At 39.8% G+C, this 23,654-nt stretch carries 20 protein-coding genes and 1 pseudogene; 3 read left to right on the top strand and 18 right to left on the bottom strand.

What is annotated here, in order from left to right:
• Positions 1 to 359: 359 nt before the first annotated feature.
• On the top strand, positions 360 to 2,414 hold the full coding sequence (locus AACU33_RS33710) for an elongation factor G (RefSeq protein ID WP_096595479.1): 2,055 nt from the start codon (positions 360 to 362) through the stop codon (positions 2,412 to 2,414).
• A 116-nt stretch (positions 2,415 to 2,530) separates the two neighbouring features.
• Here the strand turns inward: AACU33_RS33710 and AACU33_RS33705 are convergent, their stop codons facing one another.
• The 3 genes from AACU33_RS33705 to tcmP all read right to left on the bottom strand — a co-directional run bounded on the left by AACU33_RS33705 (position 2,531) and on the right by tcmP (position 4,638).
• Positions 2,531 to 2,881, bottom strand: coding sequence for a DUF5615 family PIN-like protein (locus tag AACU33_RS33705; protein ID WP_096594607.1), 351 nt, complete (start codon positions 2,879 to 2,881; stop codon positions 2,531 to 2,533).
• The gene (locus tag AACU33_RS33700) at positions 2,878 to 3,201 is read right to left on the bottom strand and encodes a DUF433 domain-containing protein (protein WP_096594606.1); all 324 of its coding nucleotides are present in this window, start codon (positions 3,199 to 3,201) and stop codon (positions 2,878 to 2,880) included. Before AACU33_RS33700 ends, AACU33_RS33705 begins: the two co-directional genes overlap by 4 nt.
• 156 nt (positions 3,202 to 3,357) lie before the next feature.
• Positions 3,358 to 4,638, bottom strand: coding sequence for a three-Cys-motif partner protein TcmP (gene tcmP / locus AACU33_RS33695; RefSeq protein ID WP_096594605.1), 1,281 nt, complete (start codon positions 4,636 to 4,638; stop codon positions 3,358 to 3,360).
• A gap of 206 nt (positions 4,639 to 4,844) precedes the next feature.
• Between tcmP and AACU33_RS33690 the strand changes: the two genes are divergently transcribed.
• On the top strand, positions 4,845 to 5,801 hold the full coding sequence (locus AACU33_RS33690) for an SPL family radical SAM protein (RefSeq protein ID WP_096594604.1): 957 nt from the start codon (positions 4,845 to 4,847) through the stop codon (positions 5,799 to 5,801).
• Between the two features lie 82 nt (positions 5,802 to 5,883).
• Here the strand turns inward: AACU33_RS33690 and AACU33_RS33685 are convergent.
• The 3 genes and pseudogenes from AACU33_RS33685 to AACU33_RS33675 all read right to left on the bottom strand — a co-directional run.
• Positions 5,884 to 6,303, bottom strand: a pseudogene (locus AACU33_RS33685) (ATP-binding protein); the annotation flags it as partial.
• 477 nt (positions 6,304 to 6,780) lie between these two features.
• Entirely contained in the window at positions 6,781 to 7,746 is a 966-nt protein-coding gene (gene cofG, locus AACU33_RS33680) for a 7,8-didemethyl-8-hydroxy-5-deazariboflavin synthase subunit CofG (protein WP_096594602.1), read from the bottom strand.
• 127 nt (positions 7,747 to 7,873) lie between these two features.
• Positions 7,874 to 8,521, bottom strand: a complete 648-nt coding sequence (locus AACU33_RS33675; protein ID WP_096594601.1) for a helix-turn-helix transcriptional regulator — start codon at positions 8,519 to 8,521, stop codon at positions 7,874 to 7,876.
• A gap of 267 nt (positions 8,522 to 8,788) precedes the next feature.
• Between AACU33_RS33675 and AACU33_RS33670 the strand changes: the two genes are divergently transcribed.
• A complete protein-coding gene (locus tag AACU33_RS33670; RefSeq protein WP_096595478.1) occupies positions 8,789 to 9,820 on the top strand; it encodes a hypothetical protein in 1,032 nt (343 codons plus the stop codon).
• Between the two features lie 101 nt (positions 9,821 to 9,921).
• Here AACU33_RS33670 and AACU33_RS33665 read toward each other — a convergent pair whose 3' ends face one another.
• The 12 genes from AACU33_RS33665 to AACU33_RS33610 all read right to left on the bottom strand — a co-directional run bounded on the left by AACU33_RS33665 (position 9,922) and on the right by AACU33_RS33610 (position 23,481).
• Complete coding sequence (locus tag AACU33_RS33665) at positions 9,922 to 11,106, bottom strand: NAD(P)H-quinone oxidoreductase subunit H (RefSeq protein ID WP_096594600.1); 1,185 nt, start codon at positions 11,104 to 11,106, stop codon at positions 9,922 to 9,924.
• Between the two features lie 453 nt (positions 11,107 to 11,559).
• A complete protein-coding gene (locus AACU33_RS33660) occupies positions 11,560 to 12,126 on the bottom strand; it encodes a hypothetical protein (RefSeq protein WP_096594599.1) in 567 nt (188 codons plus the stop codon).
• 97 nt (positions 12,127 to 12,223) lie between these two features.
• Positions 12,224 to 13,837 (bottom strand): TrbI/VirB10 family protein, encoded by a 1,614-nt coding sequence (locus AACU33_RS33655; RefSeq protein WP_096594598.1) that lies wholly within the window; start codon positions 13,835 to 13,837, stop codon positions 12,224 to 12,226.
• A 9-nt stretch (positions 13,838 to 13,846) separates the two neighbouring features.
• Positions 13,847 to 14,539 (bottom strand): hypothetical protein, encoded by a 693-nt coding sequence (locus AACU33_RS33650; RefSeq protein WP_096594597.1) that lies wholly within the window; start codon positions 14,537 to 14,539, stop codon positions 13,847 to 13,849.
• A 3-nt stretch (positions 14,540 to 14,542) separates the two neighbouring features.
• Positions 14,543 to 15,367 (bottom strand): hypothetical protein, encoded by an 825-nt coding sequence (locus tag AACU33_RS33645; RefSeq protein WP_096594596.1) that lies wholly within the window; start codon positions 15,365 to 15,367, stop codon positions 14,543 to 14,545.
• On the bottom strand, positions 15,368 to 16,414 hold the full coding sequence (locus AACU33_RS33640; RefSeq protein WP_096594595.1) for a hypothetical protein: 1,047 nt from the start codon (positions 16,412 to 16,414) through the stop codon (positions 15,368 to 15,370).
• Between the two features lie 57 nt (positions 16,415 to 16,471).
• Positions 16,472 to 17,260 (bottom strand): hypothetical protein, encoded by a 789-nt coding sequence (locus AACU33_RS33635; RefSeq protein ID WP_096595477.1) that lies wholly within the window; start codon positions 17,258 to 17,260, stop codon positions 16,472 to 16,474.
• Between the two features lie 26 nt (positions 17,261 to 17,286).
• Positions 17,287 to 20,034 carry a hypothetical protein gene (locus tag AACU33_RS33630; protein WP_096594594.1) on the bottom strand — a complete coding sequence of 916 codons (2,748 nt, stop codon included), beginning with the start codon at positions 20,032 to 20,034 and terminating at the stop codon, positions 17,287 to 17,289.
• A complete protein-coding gene (locus AACU33_RS33625; protein ID WP_096594593.1) occupies positions 19,967 to 20,359 on the bottom strand; it encodes a hypothetical protein in 393 nt (130 codons plus the stop codon). The genes AACU33_RS33630 and AACU33_RS33625 overlap by 68 nt, the downstream gene beginning before the upstream one ends.
• 114 nt (positions 20,360 to 20,473) lie before the next feature.
• Entirely contained in the window at positions 20,474 to 21,091 is a 618-nt protein-coding gene (locus tag AACU33_RS33620; RefSeq protein WP_096594592.1) for a hypothetical protein, read from the bottom strand.
• 876 nt (positions 21,092 to 21,967) lie between these two features.
• A complete protein-coding gene (locus AACU33_RS33615; RefSeq protein WP_339376435.1) occupies positions 21,968 to 22,537 on the bottom strand; it encodes a hypothetical protein in 570 nt (189 codons plus the stop codon).
• 308 nt (positions 22,538 to 22,845) lie between these two features.
• Complete coding sequence (locus tag AACU33_RS33610) at positions 22,846 to 23,481, bottom strand: carboxylesterase family protein (RefSeq protein ID WP_096594589.1); 636 nt, start codon at positions 23,479 to 23,481, stop codon at positions 22,846 to 22,848.
• Positions 23,482 to 23,654: the final 173 nt, after the last annotated feature.

Here is a 23,654-nt window from a genome sequence, read left to right as displayed (position 1 = left end):
AATTCTCTCCTATCTTCTGCCTCCTGCCTTCTAGCTTCTTGTACCTTCCTAGCTATATGATATTGATTGAATAATTTCATTAATTTTGTGACTGGCAACGCTTGCAGTTTATTTTTCTTCACAAACTGTTTTGGGAAATAGAGTCTTTTAACAAAAATACAAAATTCTGTATTAAAGTTTGGGTTTATTAACTTTTCTTTAGCTAAATCTTACAACAAACTACGATTTTTCATTACGCTGATTAAAGGGAGGATAATAACAGATTAAAGAGGAGATGATTCTCCTTGCAGAGAACCATTTTCTATCCTTGCATACACAGGATAATGCGGTTAGTGGTGACTTACCGCAAGGGAGGTTTTATGAACGAAAAAGTAAAATCGGGTTCGCGGAATGTTGCAATTGTTGGCCCTTATTTGAGTGGAAAAACAACTTTACTAGAAAGTTTGTTGTTTGTTACAGGAGCAATTTCCCGTAAAGGCAGTGTCAAGGATGGTAACACAGTAGGAGATAGTGCGAATGAATCGCGCGATCGCCACATGACTGTAGAAGTAAGCGCCGCTAGCACCGAATATAACGACTTGCGCTTTAACTTTATTGACTGTCCCGGCAGTGTAGAATTTGCCCAAGAAACATACAACGCCTTAATGGGAGTTGATGCAGCAATTGTAGTTTGCGAACCCATCCGCGATCGCGTCCTCACCCTTGCTCCTCTATTTAAATTCTTAGACGATTGGGAAATTCCCCACATCGTCTTTGTTAATAAAATGGATCGGGCAAATATTCATGTTCTTGAAACATTACACGCCCTCAAAGCCGTTTCCAGCCGTCCCCTAGTAGCCCATCAATATCCCATCATGCAGGGGGAAGAGCTAACAGGCTTTATTGATATGGTGACAGAGCAAGCATATCAATATCATGCAGGCGCACCAGCCGATCTTATTCCCTTCCCGGAAAACTTAAAAGAAGAAGAACATATTGCGCGGGCAGAAATGCTCGAAGCTTTAGCAAATTTTGATGACCACTTATTGGAAGAACTTTTAGAAGATATCGAACCACCCCAAGAAGAAATCCTCAAAGATTTAAAAATGGAATTAGGGGCAGATTTAGTAGTGCCCGTTTTCTTTGGTGTGGCTGAACAAGATTATGGTGTCAGACCTTTATTAGAAGCTTTGGTACGGGAAGCACCAGAACCCGAAAGTACAGCAGAACGTCGTTTAAGCAAAGCAGGCAATACTCCCATTGCCCAAGTATTGAAGACTTACTATACTCCCCAAGGTGGCAAACTCTCCCTAGTCCGTGTTTGGCAAGGTAAATTAACTGATGGCATTGTCCTTAATGGCATTCGTGCAGGTGGTATTTATCGCCTCATGGGACAACAACAGCAGTCAGTAAATGAAGTTTTAGCTGGTGAAATTGTCGCTATTAGCCGTTTAGAAGGCGTAAAAACCGGAGATATTCTCTCCACAGATGCACAATTAAAAGTGGACTTACCCAAAGCCGAACAGTTGGAACCTGTTTACGCTCTCGCCATCACTCCCGAAAAGCGCAACGATGAAGTAAAACTCAGCAGCGCTATTACCAAACTGTTGGAAGAAGATCCTTCTCTGGCTTGGGAACAACACGGCGATACCCACGAAGTAATTCTTTGGGGACAAGGCGAAATTCATCTGCAAGTTGCTTTAGATAGACTGCGGCGGAAATATAATCTGCCGATGACAACCCACCTCCCACAAGTTCCTTACAAAGAAACCATCCGCAAACCTGTAGCAGCAGTTCATGGACGCTACAAGCACCAAAGCGGCGGACACGGGCAATTTGGTGATGTGTTCCTCGATATTCAACCCCTACCCCGTGGCGAAGGCTTTAACTTCCGAGAAACCATTGTTGGCGGCGTAGTTCCCAGACAGTATATTCCTGGCGTAGAAATGGGCGTGCGGGAATTTCTCGCACACGGGCCTTTGGGCTTCCCAGTTGTGGATGTGGCGGTAACTTTAACTAATGGTTCATACCACAACGTTGATAGTTCCGAACAAGCCTTTAAACAAGCTGCTAGGTTGGCAATGCAAACAGGAGTACCCCAAGCCCAACCCACACTCCTCGAACCGATTCTCAAAGTGCAAGTAACCACACCTAGCGAATTTACGTCCAAAGCGTTGCAACTTCTCAGCGGTAAACGGGGGCAAATTTTAGGCTATGAAGGCAGACATGATTGGCAAGGTTGGGATAATATCTCAGCTTACTTGCCCCAAGCAGAGATGCACGACTTTATTGTAGAGCTGCGATCGCTCACTCTCGGCGTTGGTTCTTTCCACTGGGAATATGACCATCTGCAAGAAGTACCGGACAAACTTGCTGAACGTGTACTTCAAGGCAATGGTAACGGTAATGGCAATGGTAACGGTAACAGCAAGTAATCTTGTTGGTATTTGGAATTCAGCAAATACCTATAAATAAATTATTCAACAAGTAGGGGCACAGCAATGCTGTGCCCTTGCGATTGCTGTATTTGATGCAAGTGAAAACCTTTAATTTAGAAAGGTAAAAATACAATCCTATTAATCCATTCCTGTGCATCTGAAGCAGCCCAAATCAGGATTAAACTATTAATTGCTTCTTGTATTGGTAAATCTTGAGAAATAATCAAGACACCTGCACTTGTTTGAGTGGCAATGTATTCAGCAAAGTGAAAAGGCATTGTTCTGCGATCGTGAGAAACTAAAATTCGCCCTTCTTTGGCAGCAATGTCTAAAACTTCTATATCTTGCAAACCTTCCAAATCAGTTACTAAGGCGGTTTGAAAATCTATCTTTGGTTCACGCCGCAAAACACCTGACACGATATTTTGATTGAAGTCCGCATCAGCTTGAAACCGAATTGTCATTGACGATCGCCTTTAGCAGCAAGCAACTTATTATACAATGCTGCATTCTGTTCCTTTGAGGCTTGACGCAGTTTCTCAAACTCAGCTTCACCAGCTTTCAAATAAGCATCAATTGCTTGTTGATTTGCTAGGTAAAATGCAATAGCACCGTAAACTTGCTCAAGCTTTAATACCGGAAAACTTTGAACAATACCCTCTGGTGATGTGCCATTCAAGAAAGCATAAACAACAGAATCTAGAGAAACACGGCTTTCCTTAATCCAGTAACCGTTTTCTCTCCACTCAACATACTGCTTGTGAATGACTGGTGTTGCTGTCATAGATTGCAATCAGGGCTGAATAACTGTTTTTAGTATAGATTAGTTTGTTGAATATCTAGAAATAAATCGCGCTTAATTTAACTTGACTCAGGAGCGATCGCTTTTTTAAAAGTATGGAGAAGGTACTATTCAGCCTAAGATTTAATCACAGCAGAGTTATTTTAATTTATTGATGTCGAATAAACTTATTTGTTTGGGTCTCTTATCTTTTATGATTAAGTCACCAGGTTCTATACGTTTAGCTGTTGTGATTTTGCCATTTCTCATTACTACTAATTCCTTTTGACTACGTTGCTCATCAATGTATTTAGCATAATGTTCTACTGTTGCTGGGTTAGTCTGCATAGTACGATTATGCAGTTCAGCAAAAGTTATACCATCAGGATTACTATAAATTATAGGCATTAAATCAGTATCTAAGTTTTCTATACATTTATTACTATTTTCTTCTAAAAGATTAATAACACTCTGGTTTTGTTCGTAATAATCAGGAGTCCTAAAACCTAAACCATAAATTCCATACTCAAATTGATATACTAAATCTATAGTATTGTGATCCCAAAGAGTATTTTTAATTTCTCGCTGTGCTGGTGGTTTAGTTGCTAAATGAATTAAGTAATATTTAGGATGTGTTTTATTGGGTAAAAGTGCAAAGCTATAGACACACGGAACACTACCTCTCTCACGGAATAATCTTAGAGTCTCATCACGAATATACTTTTGCTTTATACGACGATCGTCAGGTAAACATTTTATAAACTCATAATATCCATTTGCTTCTAATACCTTGTGATATGCATTTTCAGCTTGCCTATCTTTTTCACTCAAAAAACGAATAATATCATCAATCATATATGTATATAGTATTTCTGACTTACCAAGCGATATAATTCTCCTTATAGATTCCATAGAAACATGAGACCAACCAAATGGATCTAGCAAAAATAATGAAGATCCTCTACGCCTATTGACTTCTATCAGGCATTTGTCAATACAATTTTCAAATTCACCTATAATAAATTCACATTTTTCAGGGTTAGATAAATATCTATCTAACCCTGATTCTTTCATTTGTACTTTTAAACAATCTAAGTGATCAGGCTCACTATCGATGAAAATAAACTTAACATCTAGTTCATAATCTGGCTTAGATTTATCACGCTTAACGATATCTAAAGCATTTGCAACTATTTCTATCATTCTTATGGGAGAACCTGACCATAAAGCGTTATTATTGTCAGGGTCGAGATACATTCCACCACCACAAAATCCATCTATGAACGTGACTGTTTTTCTTTTACCTCTATTATTTCCGCAAAGAGTAACAATATATCTTTGAATATAATCTTCATATATTTTGTGTTTTGCTTTTGTATGCGGCTGAATCTCAGGTAAATAGCTCCCATCAGCGCTCCAGTGGGTTTTATTCCTAGCCATTGTATTTTGATCCCTCCTAAAAATTAAAATTTATCACACACAGATATATTGGCACTCTTAACTTATTTAATATCTTTCACCAATTTTTAGATAAATGATTACTCTATATACTATGCCTATGTGTTAATAAAGATAGTAATAATGATTTTATATTTTTGGGTATTTCTTAGTGTCACATAAATTGATTGTAGTGGAGTATGCGTACTATGTCTCTTATTAGAGGTACAGAAAAAATTGCTAGTCCGCTCCAGGAAAGTGCACTCAACAAGAAGGGACTATGTGATTATGTAATCAATGTAGCATCCGGTTGTTTACATGGTTGTACTTTTTGTTACGTCCCATCAACCCCAGCTATTAGAACAAAGCAGGGGCAACTAAGAGAAAAAGGTGTAAGTGATCCTCAAATGGACTGGGGGCAGTATCTTTTCATCCGCGAGGAAATCCCTGATTTGCTTGACCGGACTCTTAGTAGAAAGAGGACTTGGCACAATACAAAATCAGGTAAAGGTGTAGTCTTGTTGTGTTCTGGAACTGATCCTTATCAAAACAAGCAAGCAGCAGAAATAACTCGTAAGACTGTTGAAATTCTTTTGAAGCATAATAAGAGAGTTAGAATTTTGACTCGCGGGTTGTTATGGGTGAATGATTTGGATATTCTAGTTCATCCAAATGTAACGGTTGGTGTCAGCCTTCCACACTTAAATGATGACCTTAGCCGTCAGATTGAACCTAGAGCACCTTTACCTACAGAACGCTATAAAACTCTACAAAAAGCTTATAAAGCTAAATGCAGGCTTTACGTTGCAATGGCTCCCACGCCCCCAAATATGAGGCTAGATGATTTCAAGGAGTATCTAGAAAAGATAAAACTTGTTGAACCAGAGGTTATTTTTTGGGAGCCAATTAATGCTCGTGGAACCAATGGCAAGCGCATGGTAGCAGCAGGTTTGGATTTTGCTCAGTCTGTTATGAGTAAAAGTTCTTGGGCACAATCCTTTGTAAGGCAATGGAAGGAAATAGAAGCTGCTGCAAAATATGTAAATTGTATGGAGTCTATTCACATTTGGCCTGATCCAGAACTTAAAGGATATGTTGATATAGCTGATTTAGAGTATTGGTGGCACAGACCTACAGTAGAAGATTGGCATGATACAAATAGTTGACCAAATTCATTGATTTCATATATGGCTACTTAAATTTAAAGTTATTTATTGTATGACCCAGATTGAACACAAACATTTTTGCTTCTTTTAATTCTTGCCAACGTTCGCTTAACCAGTTCAACAAACTAGCTAGCGAAGTTGTATCTTTTAATGATTCTAGTAAGTGGCGAGTACAAGCTAAAAGAATATCAGTATATTGGGCATCTTCTGGATCGATATCTTGTTCATCGGCGGGAAAATAAACTACAAAGCAACCTTGCTCATCTAAATGTTTCTGAAGCCGCAGTAATTCTGTAGATTTCCCAGCACCGCGATGACCTGCATAAAGTTGAGAGGTCATTCTGTCTGAATATAAAATCTCTCTACCTACTTCTACTAATATGTCGCCATCTCCACGCACTTCTGTACAATCCACATAAGCGGGGTCTCCTGCGGGTAAGGGGCGAAATGGGTCAAAAGCATTGTATATCCGCTTTAAGAAGGCAAAATCTGGGTCATAAATCTCAATTTCTCAGGTTAGCGCCATATTATCGCAAACTTACGGAGATAGGTAGAAACTTAAATTATCCGGTGTTTTATTGCTGAGATTACGACATTGTTCGCATTTTATGGTGTTGTACTCTCAGGAATAACACACTCTACTTCCAGAATGAAGCTCAGAGCCTCATTAACGGAGAAAATAACCTCATTAATGAAGCTCCGAACCTCATTAACGGAGAAAATAACCTCATTAATGGAGAAAATAACCTCATTAATGAAGCTCAAAGCCTCATTAATAGAGAAAATAACCTCATTAATGAAGCTCCGAACCTCATTAACGGAGAAAATAGCCTCATTAAAGAAGCTCCGAACCTCATTAATGGAGAAAATAGCCTCATTAAAGAACCTCTGAGCCTCATTTGAGATTTTATAATCTTTGTTGACGAAGCTAGGGCACAACATTTTTGTGCCTCTACCACAGGGTATACAACACTGAAAATTAGTGTAAAGTTTTTCGCCAACGCTTCACTGCTGCTTGCAATTCTCGCGACAACCAATTATCAAACTGGGGATAAACAGGTAAACGCGGTACTAATTCCCAGCCCGCAGGCTGTAAAATTTCTCTCAATTCCTGCTTTTGAATATGGGGATAATCGGGATTCACTTCGTCTTTTGGCCCAATTCCGCCTAAATCTCTCGCGCCTGCTGCTAAACAAGCGAGTAACCATTGGTCATCTTTGACTAAATTCGGCGGAATTTGAATTGTAATATCTGGTGGTAAAATCTGGCGTGCTTTAGCAATTACTTCTGGTAGTTGATGGGGGTCAAAAGGTGGTGCATCAAAGCTTTGCTGATGTCCTGGGCTGTGGGGTTGTAAGATAACTTCTTGAATGTGATGATAACGCTGATGAATTTGAGATATGGCTGTTAAAGTTTCCCAACAATCATCGAATGTTTCCCCAATTCCTAACAGTAGTCCTGTGGTAAAGGGAATCTGTAATTCTCCAGCCCATTCTAATTGCTGTAACCGCACTTGGGGTATTTTACTCGGTGCGTGTCGATGGACTGTATTTAATAATTTTGGCGTTAATTGCTCTAACATCAACCCCATTGAAACGTTAACATTCTTCAGCTTTTGCATCTCCGCAAAGCTGAGTGGCCCGGCGTTAGTGTGGGGGAGAAATCCCATTGATAATGCTAAGTTGCATAAATCATATATCCGTTGAAACCACTCATCGCGCTTGGAGGAATTAGGATGTACTTCTCCACTGAGAATGAGAATTTCACAAACATTTTGGTTTTGAAGTTGTTTTAAAATACTTTCTGCGGTTGATAGAGTTAGCCAGAGACTTTTACCTGGGTCGGTGCGAAAGTTACAGTAAGTACAGCGATTAAAGCATTCATAGGTGGGGACGATTGTATAGGCTGGGCTATAAGTGACAAGCCGAGAATTATCGGTTGGCATAAGGTAAGAGAATATCAAAAATTGAATTATCTAATTTTTTAGAGAGTTAATGAAGTCTAGATTGGAGATTCCCGACTTCTTAAATAAGTCGGGAATCTGGAGTGACAGATGATTTCAGAGTCTTTATTTATGCTAATTTATATTCATTTATATTGTTTTTTTGCTGCTGTTTGGCATGAATATTCTTTAGATGCTTTTTTACTGTATTAATAGTAATATAAAGTTGTTTTGCAATTTCTTTATAAGTCATGTTAGCGCGTCGTAGCTGCCATACTTCTATTTCTCTTTCTGTTAAATTGTATTTTTTAGCATCTGAGATCGCAATACTTTGGCTATACTGATGCCAATCCTCTACAGTAACTAATAAAAAGTTGTGTTTACTAGCACATAGCTCTAACCATCTAGCCCTTAGCCGTAATTTAACTGTAGGTTTTGGTGAAATTTCAGATTCGATAATTATTTTCTCGTCTGGAAATAACTCGCGACTCTCAATTAAAGATTGACAAACGCGCCAAATCTCCTCTGGTATTTGATAATTAGCGGTCTCTTCTAACATTAACTGGCGAGATATAGAACGAGCAAACTCATTAGTATAAATTAATTTACCTTCAGTTGTTAGTATAAATATACCGTCAACAAAACTTTCAATAATAGCTTTTAGTAACTCAACTTTTGGTATAGGCTGCAACTCATCGTCTTTGGTAGTTTTTTTGCTAGATTTATCTTTTGGGGTAGCTACACAATTGCAATTTTTTTCGTCATTTGGAAATAACATTGTCAATTTCCTCCAAAACTCAGCTTTCAAGTCAAACAGGGATACCTGCAATTTCGATTGGGTATATAGCTGAATTTTGAATTTTCAGTTTCTGTCTATGCAATGAGTAAGCTGTAAGTACAGTAATACTGTTGAGGTTTGCGGAATTAACCTGAAGCGGGGTGAAGTTTTTCTCAAGTTGATGGGTGCAGGTAACTAACAGCGCAATATTTGGTTGAAGCTGCTGATGCCGCACAAGCTGGGAAAAGTCAGGAGTTTTGCCATATGATAAATCCACAAAGTATTGACCAATGGTTTCCTGTTGAGGAACAGCGTAAATATGTTTCCCAATTACAGGGGCGAGTTGGGATAACGCGCCGCAGGGCAGAATATTTTGTGAAGTTGTGGGTTTATTTACTAGTCAAACAACGCCAAGAATTAGGTCAGCGTTTAAAGCAGCCTTTAACAGAACTAGAGTTACCCGATGGGTTTGTTCCTTGTACCCATCGCGAAGCACAAGAAGTCTTTTATGGTGAAGACGATCGCGGGAGCGATCGCTCGGCGGGTATGATGATTGATAAGCTCGTAGCTTTGGGGCTGATTGAAAAAGACTTTGATGGCAATACTACCTGCATTCGCATTCGGTCTGTATTAACCAATTCCCAAGACTCTACCCCAGCTAAAGCAGCGATAAAGCTTTTCCCCGATGACTTTAATCCCCGCACTGACGCCATCCTCGTTGCGAGTTTTTTAGCGCGTAACTACAACTGGATGAACAAAAAAGCGACAGCCCTACCCCACAGAATTGTCAGAATCCTACGTGGCTGGGCTGAACAATATCCTACCGGGATGCGGGTTTTGCGTCGTAGCGATACCCAAGATGCTGTAGGTTTTTATATTTTGTACCCAGTAGCAACAGAATCGGAAGCAAATTTCTTTCTCCCACCGCGTAATAGCCTGCATCTAAGTGCAACTTGGGACGATGACCCATTTCAAATTGCGCAGAAAGGCGATCGCAATTGTACTTCGATTTTTGTTCGTAGCTGGCAAATCGATTTACCTTACAAGCAGTTAATTAATGTCTGTGAATTCTTAAAGGATGCCCAAAATACATTAGTTAAAATGCAAGCAGATTTTCCTAATCTTTGCGATATGTATAGCCTAGTCATCCATCCCACTGATGAACAATTAGTCACAGCATTGGGGTTTCATCAGACTAACCAAAACCCACAGCTATCTCTAAATTGGATGTATTTGCCATTAGATAAATATTTAAGCTTGAATATTGACCAAGCAGTTTCAGATTTGAAATTTGATTGAAGAAAAATTCAAAATATATAGGGCACAAACATTGTTGTGCCCTATATATTTTATCGCAACCAAAAATGCGATGTCTGGCGACAAGCCCCTTTGCGTCTAGGCTATCTGTCTACAGAACCCATAATTACGTCGATACTGCCGAGAATTACCACAATATCTGCCACTTTCACTCCTCGTAATAAATGAGGAAGAATTTGCAAGTTGTTGAAATCGGCGGGGCGAATCTTCCAACGTGCGGGGAAGACGTTATCATCACCCACTAAATAAATACCTAATTCACCTTTACCGCTTTCAACACGGGCGTAAATTTCTCCTTTAGGAATCTTAAAAGAAGGAGAAACTTTTTTACCAATATATTGATAATCAAAAGCATCCCATTCTGATTTTTTCCCAGCAGCTAAACGCTTGGCTTCCAGGTTTTCATAAGGGCCGCCAGGAAGTCCTTTGATTGCTTGGCGAATAATCTTCACAGATTCGCGCATTTCCCGCATCCGCACCAAGTAACGGGCAAAGCAATCGCCAGCAGTTTCCCACTGTACGTCCCAATCGAAATCGTCATAGCATTCGTAGTGGTCAACTTTCCGCAAGTCCCACTTCACCCCAGAAGCGCGTAACATAGGGCCAGAAAGTCCCCAGTTAATTGCTTCGTCGCGGGTAATTGTGCCAATACCTTCAACCCGACGGCGGAAGATGGGGTTATTGGTAACTAACTTTTCGTACTCGTCGATTTTAGGTAGCAAGTAATCGCAAAATTCAGAACACTTATCTACCCAACCGTAAGGCAAATCAACCGCCACGCCACCAACGCGGAAGTAATTGTTATTTACCATCCGATAACCAGTAGCCGCTTCCCACAGATCGTAAATCATCTCCCGTTCGCGGAACTGGTAGAAGAAGGGAGTTTGCGCGCCCACGTCAGCTAGAAACGGCCCAAACCACAGCAGGTGGTTAGCGATGCGGTTCAATTCCAGCATAATGACGCGGATGTAGCTGGCGCGTTTGGGTACAGCGACACCCGCCAGTTTTTCAGGGGCGTTGACTGTGACGGCTTCGTTGAACATCCCGGCTGCGTAGTCCCACCGACTCACATAAGGGACGTACATAATCGTGGTGCGGTTTTCCGCAATTTTTTCCATTCCCCGGTGCAGGTAGCCAATTACCGGTTCACAATCAATGACATCCTCGCCATCCAGGGTAACAATTAGCCGCAGAACCCCGTGCATTGAGGGATGGTGCGGCCCCATATTGAGCACCATAGGTTCAGTGCGGGTTTCTATTCTTGCCATAGATTATAGTGTTCTCCCGTTCATGAAAATTTAGACTTGGATCGCGTAGATGCCAACCAGACCCCATTTACCGTTTCTGCCACAATAAAGCTCTTCAGGGCTATGGGTTAGGTTGGAGAGAAGATGGCAGCCGAGGGATTTTGGTTGATGTTTAATTTTGTTGCACTTCTTCAATTATTATATGGAAGCTGGATATGCAAAAAATTGAAGTGGCAGAATTTTTTCATCTGGCAATCTCAAGTTCGGGGAGAGTTAAAAAAATTTCTCCTTGGTTAAAAATTTGACTGCTTGCCTGAGAGCGAATGTCCTAAAAGGTACAGTAGAGATGGCAAGACGCAGATAATTTTATACACAAGTGAAAATTTAGCAATGAGGCGATCGCGCTTTAATAAGTTGCAGTTATATTGAAACTAATTTAATTATATTCAGATTAGGGCATGGAGCATTTCTTCCCTACTGTGAAACTCTTACACAAGGTGTCTCACTGCTAGAAGGAGTATCAGGAAAAACTGCTAAAGTATGATACTCCGGGTTGCCATTTCCATAGATGATGCGGAAAGTATATAACTTGGTTTTTTCTTGACCTTCGGTAATTACTGTTAAAAGTGTATTTTTAGTATCGGGTAATCCCGGAATTGCCAGTTTTTTAATTCGTCTAAGTTGAATTACATTGGCTGAAGAGTTTTGGCAATCTCCTGTATTACCGCCTTGACCGAACTGCATACACATCGGCCCGTCAAAATCGATAGTTACCTGCGACGGGTCATTTAACCAAACTTTTTTAATTTTTTCTCCAGAGGGAAGAAAGCTTAAGTTTGTACCTTGTTGATACCAGATTTTAATAGTAGGTACTACTCCGCTTAAACCTTGAGCTTGGCAGGAAAAAATCGAGCGCAGCACAGCGTTCTGTGCTACAGCGCGTCCAGCCAGCAGAATTGCAGCCACAACACCAACAGAAGCCAGCGGTAATAAATAAGAATTTTGTCGGAGATTTGCGCGGAAGTTGAAGTTTCTTTTCATGGCTGCAACTGTGTACTGGAGGGGAGATGAGGGAGTGTGGGAAGTGTGGGGAGACAAGACAAATGACTAATGACTAATGACCATTCATCACTGATAGTTACAATTCCATCGGTTGATTGACATAGATTTCGACTTCTGTGCCAGCTGGTAAAAACCAGATGTTGGTTCGCTGCATCATATCAGACATAGCCTGTTGATTGCGTTGGGAAATTTGCGGCACTATGGTGTTCATTCCACCTTCTAAGACTCCTGCCCAGATGTTGCGTTGCGGGTTAGTATTGCTAACGACAGTACCGCCAGCATTGGTAGTTACAACTTGAGCGTCACTACGATTAAATAACTCTGCGGCTTTACCCAAACCTCCCAAAACAAACAGTCCCATATCCATGCTGGCAATAGATGAGCCGCGGTTGGGATATTGTCGTGCTATCAAAGGCTTACCTTGGGAACCGCGAATCATGAATCCATTTGGCGGTAAGCTAGTTTCAGTAATTCCGTTTTGCTCTTTTGCGATCGCTTTCACCACATCTAACTGTAGTAAACCTTGTTCGGAAAGAGAACGAATTTCTGTCAATAATTCAGTACCCGCAGGTATAGCAACGTTTCCATCCACACCTTTTAAAGGTTCTTTTAACTGAACTACAAAGGTATTTTTCTGTCCATCGCTGCCATTACTAGAGCCAGAACTAGCAGTTTCTCCAAACACAGCTGTTGCCAACACGGCTTTAACACTAGTTCCTACGGCGATAGATTTTGCACTCTGTTTTGCTTGTTTATTTGCCATTAAATCTGGCTTGTCTGTTTTATTTGCAACCAGAGTTTCTGGCGTTGGGTTTTCTGGTGTTGGTGTTGGGTTTTCTGGGGTTGGTATGGAGTTCGGCTGAGGATTGCTTGCCTGTTGCTCTAAATTAGGATTAGTTGGATTGGGATTGCTGGCTGTTTCAGAAGTATTAACATTTCCTGAAGGTTGGCCGTTACCAGTCACCTGACCGTAGCTACCTAACTTAGCTAAAGTTGACCACATCTGATATGGATCTAGTTTAGGTTTCGGAGTGGCATTAATTGCTGGTGGAATCTCCGGTTTAACAGCTACCATTTGAGGCTGTGGTATGGGTTGAGAGTAGGCTGTTGTTTGTGGAGGATGGGGTACATCAAGCATACGCTCAACTGTAACTATTCGAGGCGCGTTACTTTTTGATGCAGGTTTTGAAGCTGTTGAAACTTCTTTAATTTGTGTATTTCTTAGCTGTTGTTGTGCTAATTTTACAGCTTCTGCTTGTTCGGTTAAAGCTAATTTGGTTTTGAGAGTTTGTATTTCTAACTCTTGTGGGGGAGATTCATCTACTACTGGCGATTTAATTTCTGGGGAAATATTCTTCTTTTTTGGCTTTTGATTGCTGCTACTCATAATCTGAGTCAAAAACCCACCAGCAAACAAAGCCACTGCCAAAGTTGCAGAACCAACTACACCTAACTTAGCAAAGGGGTTTGATGAGAAAGATTGCTCAGTTTTAACTTCTGATGGTTGAGAAAGCGACGGTTCCGGATTCGCTGATTCTTCTATTATTTCTATTTCGTCACTTGCAGAAGATACGTCTTCATTTTCTAAGCCAACTAATTTGGCCATTCTTAATTCCCAATCTAGAGAATCTAGTTCTAGTTGGTAATCATTATCTACAGAACTTTTTGCTGAACTTGAATAGGTAGTCATACGTACATCTTAGGGTGAACTTTCAGAACAACTTTTATCCTTAATGTCACAAATTTTGTAGATTTTAAGTCTAGCTTCACCAATGCGATAAGCTGCCAATTGTAATGGCACTGGTGCATTAGGTAAAGAAGCTACTGCTTCATCTGTGGCTTGGACAAAAATTTGTTTATTAACTGGAATTGACTCACCAAGTCGATCGGAGCCATTAAAAATTAATTGATTAGCAACCATATCCACTTTCCATTTACCCTCAGCTAATTGTGTGGGTTGGGAAATTCGCTGGATAACTAATATTTGCTCAGACGATTTACTAAAATTATTTAATTGCTTACCTGAAGTTAAATTATTAATTTCTGTTTGTAATTTTGGTTGAAAATCATCAGTTACTAATTCCGAAGCAACATCCCAAACTGTGGTGGAAGGCTGTTGAGGAGACGAAGTAAGCATCAAAGTTATAGTCTCACCCACAAAACGGCGAATCGCTTCCGGATAACGCACTAAATTATCTTGTGGGTCAACAGTAATTGCCCGACCATCAATCAGTTGAACTAAACTTTGCAGAGTCGTTTGACGATTTAACCGCTGCAAAATCGACCAATGAAACATCAATAGCAGCAAAGTCAATACATGTAACGCCAAAGTTCCGGCTGCAAACAAGGGTAAAATATTAGTCTTTTTATTTTCTGATTTTAGTAGTTGCATGATTTATCTAATAAAATTACCCGATTTTTCTTCAGATGTACATTGATTTGACTTCGCACCATTTAAATTATCATAAGCATCTAACAAACATAAATTCCGCATTTCATAAATTTCTAATTTATCAGCACGCACGCTATAAATTGCTTTTTGTAATATTGTGGCATTTTCAGCTTGGGGATAATCAAAATAATCTACTGCGCGTACTAACACATCTTTATTAAAAGGTACAATCAATCTTTTGCCATCAGCTTGTTTATTTTGAATCAAATCAGCCACCATCCCCACTTCCCACTTTCCTGGCGCAATTTGTTTGGGTGGATAGATGCGTTTAATAATTAATTTTCCGGAGATAACTTGTTGGGGATTATTAGCAAAAACTTCTGGTGGTGTCATCTCTGCAATTTGGCTTAAAAACCCTTTGCGGAAATCTTCAGCCAAAGCAAAACTAGATACCCAACTAGTAGTAGTAACTTTTTGACTTCCGCCATTCGTGGTTTTAATTAATATTCCCAAGTCTGGTTTTGGTCTACTGACTTCTTCAATATTTTGTGGCGGTAGTGTCCCCGTCCAGTTGAATATTGATGTCATTGTTTTACTAATAAATTGGCGAATCACCTCCGGATCTCTGGCTAAATCATCAATTGAATTGACAGGTTTACCATCGATATTTTGCACAAAATTCGGTTGTTTTCGCAAACTCAACTGGCGAATATTTAAACCTTGAGCTATTAAAAACAGTAAGACTAATAGATGCAATCCAAAAGTAGCGATCGCAAAAATTGTTAAAATACTAACTGTAGGCTTTTTCTGTTCTAATAACCGTACCATTTACACCCTCTCTTTTACCCAATTAGCTGCGTTACCAATCGCCTGAAATACTGCAAATCCTCCCGCCGCAGCGACTAATAAAGATAAAATTGGTGCCAAAATTCCTAAAAATATCGTAAACCACATTAAATCGGGGTCAGCATTTGCATCTTGTGCTGGGCCATTGACAATTACTGCGGCAGTTAACACAGCAATAATATTAAATGAAATTTTGGCAATTCCTACAGATATAAACCCGGTAAGCCATGCAAAAATCGGTTTACCTGCTACAGGTAGTAAAGACCCACCTACCGCTAGCGGCCCTAAAGCTGCTATTAGCAACATTGTCGCCTCCATCAAATTTTGGAAAGCATATTGTAAGGATACTAAAAAGTTTTTAATACTCGTTTGCACCGTTGAACCTAACAAAGCGTTAAATGAATTTTCGGAAATGCTTCCGGTTCCATAGCTAATTTGATTTACTTTATTTTCTAACCGTTCAATCCAGACTTTATTGCCGTATAAATTTTTATATTCTTGCCAGAGATTGCTAATTTTGATGCTAGCTTTAGCAAAGCATTGAGATTGTTGTTCTCCATTTAAGGATTGACAAGGACGCAGTAAGGAACCCGCTACTTCTTCTGCCACACTCATATTAAGTGCTTGCTGATAATAGGAATTACTATCGGCTTTACTCACTACTTGTTGATTCACAGAATTGATAAAGTTGCGTACTCCTAAGGTTAAGCTAGACAGAATACTGCCATCCCCGGAATTATTCAACAGTATCACCACCACAAACGGCCAAATCATTGATGATATCGGACGAGAATATTCGCTTTCTAAAACATCCTTCAACCATTGCATCAAGAAGAATAATAAAGTTCCGACTGCAAAAAATATGCCTAAATTTGTTAAAGCACCATAAATATTTTCACTGGGATTTTTTTGTAATAAGTCTATCCATTGATTTTCCCAACTTTCGGCAATACTTTTGGCTGTTGTCGCGCCATTGCCGATAATATCGTTGATGCCTGTGTCTGCGGGAAGTTGGAGAATATACTGCATTTGTTTTTTTACGAACCGCCAAGGACGCCAAGAACGCCAAGATAAAGATAGAGAAGTTTATTTTTCTTTTCTGCCAAACAAATCCATTTGGGAAGTTGTGCGTAAAAGCCGTGCTGCTTCTGCGGAAGCATCAACTCTCCTAGCGCGATTATTCTCTTCCATCTGTTGAGAAATATTGGCTAAATTCAAGTTAGAGTATTGCAAAAAGTGATTGGTTTGCATTGTCTGCGCCAGCGTTTCTCCGACAATTTTTGATTGCTGACTTTGAATTTTAATATTTTGCAGTTGTAAATCGGATTGACCAGAATTTAATAATGCACCTAAACCTGGCATACTCAAATTACTTAATTGACCTATTTGTTGTTGAAAGCCTTTGAGAAAATTTTGATGACTATTGTCTGCTTCTTGCGCTATTTGGTCAATATTGTCTAGCGTATCTTTCGTAGCTTGTAATTTAATTTTTGTTCTAATTTGTCCATTTTTACCCAACATACCAGCTACTGAACTGCGGGTAATTAAGCGATTAATCTCATTATTTGCTGTTGCTGATTTGACTACTGCATTATTATCAAATTTATCTGAGATGGAATTAAGTACAATTACATCACTCAACCTCTCACCTGCTGCTACTGGGTTGGGTACGTTCAATTCTCCTGTTGCCTGATTTAAGGCATTTTGAGATTGCATTTCTATCGGCTTTAATGTGGGACTTAAATTGTTTTTGAGATAGTTTTGTAATTCTGCGGAATAGGATTGAAAATCTGCTAAAACATTGCCTAATTCTGCCATTGCAGGTAGAGTTCCTACTAAGGCTAACCCTAGAGTAAGAATCAAAGTTTTTCGCATGGTTTTTCCTTCTGCCTTTTTCATAACTAATCCCCACGTAATGAAGCTACTAATTGACGTGCAAATACAGAGATTGCTTCATATTTATCTCGATATTGTTGCATTGCTTGTTGACGTGCCGTTTGTTCGTGGGGATTATTAGCAACTACAGCCAATTGTTCGTAACCAGGATAGTAACGACAGAATGTATAAATTCCGTTATCATCTAACAACCATTGGCTATAAATCCCCTCTTTACGTGGGAAGAAACTTTCAGAAGCATTCCGCGCAATAATTTCTCGCGGATATTTCAAGATGTCTACAAAACTATCGACTGCTACTGGTTGAATACGTCCAATTAATCTGGTGCTGAGGTTTTGTAAAATCTTTGATGCAGCTTTAGATTTAGCTATAGTATCGGGGTCTTGTGCAGATAAGATGACGCGAATTCCGGCTTTTGCACCGTTAGCACAAATCCTCCCGACTAAGTTGGCTATTTGCTCAAATTCAAATAAAATTGGTGCCTCGTCAATAAAGAATATGGAGGCGGGACTGCTAAGGGCGCGACGTAAGGCGGCGGAGTATGCGCTTAAGGAGAGAACGGCGGCGTCTTCACTATCAGAGAGGTTTCGCAGTGCAAATACTAAGAGTTTGGCATCTGTGCGGAAGCTGGATGGTGCGGAAATTGCTTGTCCGACGCGGCTGGAAAGCCAAAACCGCAGGCGTAGCTGAATTTGGCTGAGTGCATCTTCAACTCTGCTGCTGAGAGAATCGAGTTGTAGATGTTCTAGGGAACAGAAACTTAGGAAATCTTTGAGGGTAGGGGTTTTTTGCCATGCTGGGGAACCAAAACCTCCTGACATTGCATCTTGATAGCGCTGTTGGATACCGCGATCGCTAAAAAATGCGCTTAATGCTAAGTTAATTAAGGAGCGTACAGTTTGCGCTAGTAGTGGGTTTTCTGTGGATGAGCCTAAGACCATTGTCATTAAAGCTGATTCTAAGAAGGCAGTATAATCCAGCATCCGATCGCGTTGTTCTTCTACACTCAACAAACGCAAGTCTGGCTGCTCAAATAAGTTATTTGATTGTTTAGAGATATCAAAATAGGCTCCATTCTCCTCCATAAATTCTGTGTAATCTGTGAAGGTAGATGTGCCATCTGGTTTAGGAAAGTCTAAGGCAACTACAGGAATATTATGCGCTAAGGCCTGAGTTAAAATTCCAGAAACTAATACTGATTTCCCGGCTCTGGTTGTAGCAAATAGTGCTAGATTTTTGTGTTGGGTAAATAGATCTAAATGTATTGGTGTCCCGCCTTCTGCGGCAATTAATTCAAAGCCTTGAGTATCACCTTTTCTAGTGAGTACTAATGGCATTAATCCGGGAACTTCGCTGGTTAAATATAATTGCCGTCTATTAAAAGGTTTTACTAATAATCCTTCCCAAACAATTGGTAATGATTGCAACCAAATCTTCCAAGCATATTCTGTTTCTCTAATAACTTTCGCTGGACGTTGAAAACAGTTTTCAATATATCTGGTGGCTGCATCTAATTGTTCGATACTGCGACGATGCACAAAGATAGCTATCCCTGTATATATGGGAACGGCTCCTTCAAATAATTGTTCTTGTGCTGCTACGGATTTCTTTAATTTTAATTGAGCGTTGACATCAATTGTTTTGCTTTTTTCTTGAGCCATGATTGCTGTCATATTTGACTGCTTCAAGACTCGTTGCAGGGTAGTTTTTACTAATGCAGGATTAGCAGCTGTTAGCTGACAGAAAATTTCTGTATCTACTACTGTTTCTCTAGAGAGAAGTTCCCATAAATACCTCAGTTGGGAAGTTTTATTTGCCCAACCGCCAGGTTTATCAAGAAAGGTGAGTGCGCCAATATAGCGATCGTTAACATGAACCCAACGTCTATCAGCACAAGGAACTCCGGATTCCATTAATAAGGTAGTGCTGTGAATATTTTCGACTAAAAGTTTAGTGCTGGATAGGTCGGAATAAACTTGTTCCTTTAGCCCATTTTCATCAATTGTAAGTAGTTGGGGAATATCTATAGCTGGTGTATCGTTAAATCTTCTCCAGACTTCTCCCCAAAGTTGTGTAGCTGTTAATGGCTTAATATCTAAGCCCATTTTGTTGGATAAAAGTTGTTCCCAGCGACTAAAACCTTGTTTATAGGCGTTAGTAATCATGGCTTCTAAACGCTGGTTTTGAACTTCGGAAATATCACCTTTAAATTTTAACCACCATGCTTCGGTTCTAGCTAATAGTTTCTCAATAAAATCATCAGCATTGGCGGCATTTGGCTCGATGGTGTAGGTGACATAAATTTTTAAGAATTTGGGTTTGCGAATGCCAGATTTTGTGAGTTCTTTAGCTCTGGCTCGCTCTGCCATTAACAGGTATTTAATATCTTTTGATGGGCTATTTTTTGCTAACGTTGCTAGTTCTTGCTGGCGTGCTTTGTCATCGATAAATGACCCTAAATGAAGTGTCATTTTTTCGCCGCTAGGGATGTCTTTTAATCCAGCTTCGATGTTGTCGAAGATGGTATCTATTTGTTCGCTGCGTAGAGTGCTATGTATGCCACGACAATCAAAGCCAAACACAAAGCAAAATCTGTCTTTTTGTGTGCCTTTGGTGAGAATATATGCACCAATATCTCGTTTATTGAAGCCTATACGCAGCATTGTTGCTAAGTGTAAGGCGTCTTCAAATGGTGTTAGCCTTGTGTTGGCGGCGGCGATATTGACGCTTTGTTTTCCGATTTTTTGCTTCATGATTTACGTGTAGCAAGCTTTGATAACGTGCAAAGCCTCTTGTCCAGGTAGGTACTCCGATAAATTTACTTAAGAAACTCCAACTTCTGCCCCCAGTTAATATCCACCAGGTTGCCATTCCCCATCCAGCTATTAGCAATGTCCATAGCCATTTTTGAAATTCGTCTGTGAATAGTCCGCCAAATATGCCGTTGATGATGAAGTAGGCTGCTAGGGCGATGACTGTCCACGGCAAGATTTGATCTGCTGGTAATGGCCCTAATGATGGTTGGCTACCTAATATTTGATTGACTGGACGAAAGTCTTTGTCTTGTGGGTTGGTCATTGGTCATTGGTCATTGGTCATTGGTCATTGGTCATTGGTCATTGGTCATTGGTCATTGGTCAATAGTTATTAATTATTTCTCCCCACACTCCCTTGTCTTTCTTCCCCTGTTGGCTATTTATTCCCACTGCCAATAACAAAGCCTGTGAGGACATCAGCAATTGTGACTGCAACTACTACTAATAAGGGCGTTCTGGCGATGTTTTGCCAATCTTCGTCTTTGCGCACGGCGTTGACTACTCCAATCAAGGCGACAGCTATATATAGTAGGTAGAGTGCCCGCAAAACGTTGAATACTAGTCCTACGGCTAGCTGGGTGTTACCGCCGTTGCTGGAACCTTGGGTAAGGGTGTTTTGAAAGAAATCTTCGGCTTTTTTGAAGAATTGTGCTTGTGCTGGGGCAGCGAAGTAGTCAAGCCAAAATACGCTTAATAGGGCGATCGCTGCTAATATTTGCAGTAAGATTATTTTTCGTTTTGGTAAGTTGAATTGTTGCCCTATTTGCTGTGTAATTATTGCTATGAGACTTCCTACTAACAAACAAAACAGTAGGATCGGGCTGTTGAGGCTGATAACACTCACTAATACTGCGCAGGCTGCTACAAATGGTAGCGTTTCAATTAGGAGCATACGCCAGTATCTAAGTATCCCTCGGAATGGATGGGCAGCTTTCATCATGCTGCTAGCTGTATTTGCAAAAAAGTTCCTCTGATGAGAACGTTGCTTAGACATTTGAGCAATTTCCCAATTGATAATTATCTTCAGATAGCTCTGTTATCCAGAACCTATTATTTCATCTATGCGCGATCGCTAGATTATTATTTGTTTAAGTACGATTTCCCATCGTCAGGTATTTTTGCCCCGATCCATATATCCATAAAGCTTTCCACCTCCAAATAACTGATGAATTTGGTATACACGTGAAAATACTTGTCGTGATGCTTGGCGACAAAATTAAGTCACGTAAATTTTACCAAAAGCAATTTGACTTACAATCCTAAGTGATTTTACGGTGGTAAATGCAAAATCTCAGGGGAAGTACTTAATAAAATTTAAACTAAACTATCTTCCCGTACCCTGGAGCCTTTTATTCAAGCTTAGTTTAATACCTGATCCCAGTAATTCAAATGAGCAATTATACTCATTGACATATGTAAATTTATTGTAAATTGCTACTAACAAGCGGCAGAAAAAATCCGCAAATCCCGTCAGTGACAAGATATTCTCTCTCCCGACAACTAAATGAAAACTTTGAAAAAACTTTATCAAATCCTAAAAATTGGTTTTTGTTAAGTTTTTCTTTACAAAAAGGATTCAAAAAAATCGTTACATGCCCCACCTTTTGTAAATGCAGTTGGCACATCAGGGATAAGACTTGCCGCAATTTCATAATCTCGCTGTCATATCACCCGCTGGGTACTCTGCAACAACCCTGACGGGGAACGATGTTAGTTTGTCACTAACTGGACTTACACCAAGTTCCAATCAAAGATAGTATTTGTCATTGCGGCCGTAGGGAAGCAATCTCATTAATTCTGATGAACTACAACAGACTGCAACTTAGTATCACCATAAAAGCCTGATTTCAGCACCTAATTGTATTAGCTGTTAGGTCGAAAATCCTTTGTACTCCAGGCTAAAAGACTGCTCGATCCATTGCTTAATTTCCTTACGAGATGCACTAACTCCTGGCTGTAATGCATCAAGTGATAACATCTCTCTCAACTGTGCCATTTTTGAAGAACGGTCGTGTTCTTCTATAAGCTGCCCATTATCAAAGATTAATTCATAAACATTCCTGAACTTGTATGCGGGGTGAAAGCCCATGTGAACATACATCTCACGGATGAAGTCGTCTCCAATCAACAAACCACCAGTGAATGGGATTAACTCTCGTAAATTATCTATCTTAAAGTCCGATGACTCCCACTGCGTCTCGGTTTTATTGCTTATCAAATGAATAAGGTGTCCATACTCTGTATATCGAGTAGGGGTTTTGCCAAACAATTTTAGCCCATCTTCTTGTTCTGCTTTTGACTGATCCGCTTCACTTAGCCCAATATTTAGTTGTGTAAGAAACAAAAATGTATCAGCGACCTCATAAGTGCAGTAATAACCTCGCCAGCAAGCAGTAGAAATCATTACTGGCTTAATACCATACTCTACTGGATCGAACAAACCAGAACCATTGATACCAGCAATGGCAAAAGACTTCTTACTATATAAGACTGTATCGCTGATTTGGGCAGTTATTGCTGTAATGTTTTATCGTAGTTTTAGCTTAAATACTAGTGTGAAAAATAGCTTTAATACAACCGTATATTTATTTAGATAATGATTTGAATTTTTGTTGAATTACTATTAAAAAATCTATTTTGTAAGTTTTAAGTTCGTGAAATTAGAGAAAATTGATATGATTAAACTTTCCCAACCTAATTCCATCAGGTTGGCTTTTTCTTTAAGTATATTTAGTTAAAATATCAACTTCAATTAGTGTTTCGGTGCTGCAAAAACCAGTCGTATAGTGTGGGATTGCTGTAAGTCTGCGTCCAAGAATCGTGTTCTGCTTCTGGGTAAACGGTGAATTTAATATTGCCACCAATTGCCTCTAGCGCCCTCACCATTTCTTCAGACTCACTAATTGCAACCACGCGATCGCGCGCTCCATGAAAAGCCCAAATAGGCAAGTTCTTTATTCTATCAGCTTGTTTGGGATCTCCACCACCACAAACCGGAGCGATCGCCGCAAATCGCTGAGGCTGGCTAATTGCCAAACGCCAAGTACCGTAACCTCCCATACTTAAACCAGTTAGGTAAATGCGCTGCAAATCCACTCGATAGTTGTGGATAACTTCATCAAGTAAGAGATTCAAGCGAAATTCATCCCAATATTCTCGCTGTGGACATTGAGGGGACACGACAATAAACGGAAAATCCGATTGTTCTTCTACAATCCTTGCTATACCATGTCGTTTTACCCAGTTCAAATTATCACCTCTCTCGCCAGCACCATGTAGAAACAAAATCATCGGATGACTTTGCTGCGATTCATAATTTTGAGGTAGAAATAGCAGGTAATTGTAACTATTGGTGTGTGTAATCTCTTGTTGAGTAGAGTGCATATTTGTAAATTAATTTAATGCAATAACAAATTTATCGAATTAAAGAGGGTTAAACTGATAGCAATTAAAGCAAAAGAAAGGGCACGATCTAAAACTTTTTGGTTGATTTTGCTAATTAGGTGTTACATCTCCCTAGCTCGAATTTTATCAATATAGAATCATTCAACAAGTTG

The sequence above is a fragment of the Calothrix sp. NIES-2098 genome, from assembly GCF_963875125.1.
GTDB lineage: Bacteria > Cyanobacteriota > Cyanobacteriia > Cyanobacteriales > Nostocaceae > Aulosira.
This window is presented reverse-complemented; position numbering and strand designations above follow the sequence as displayed.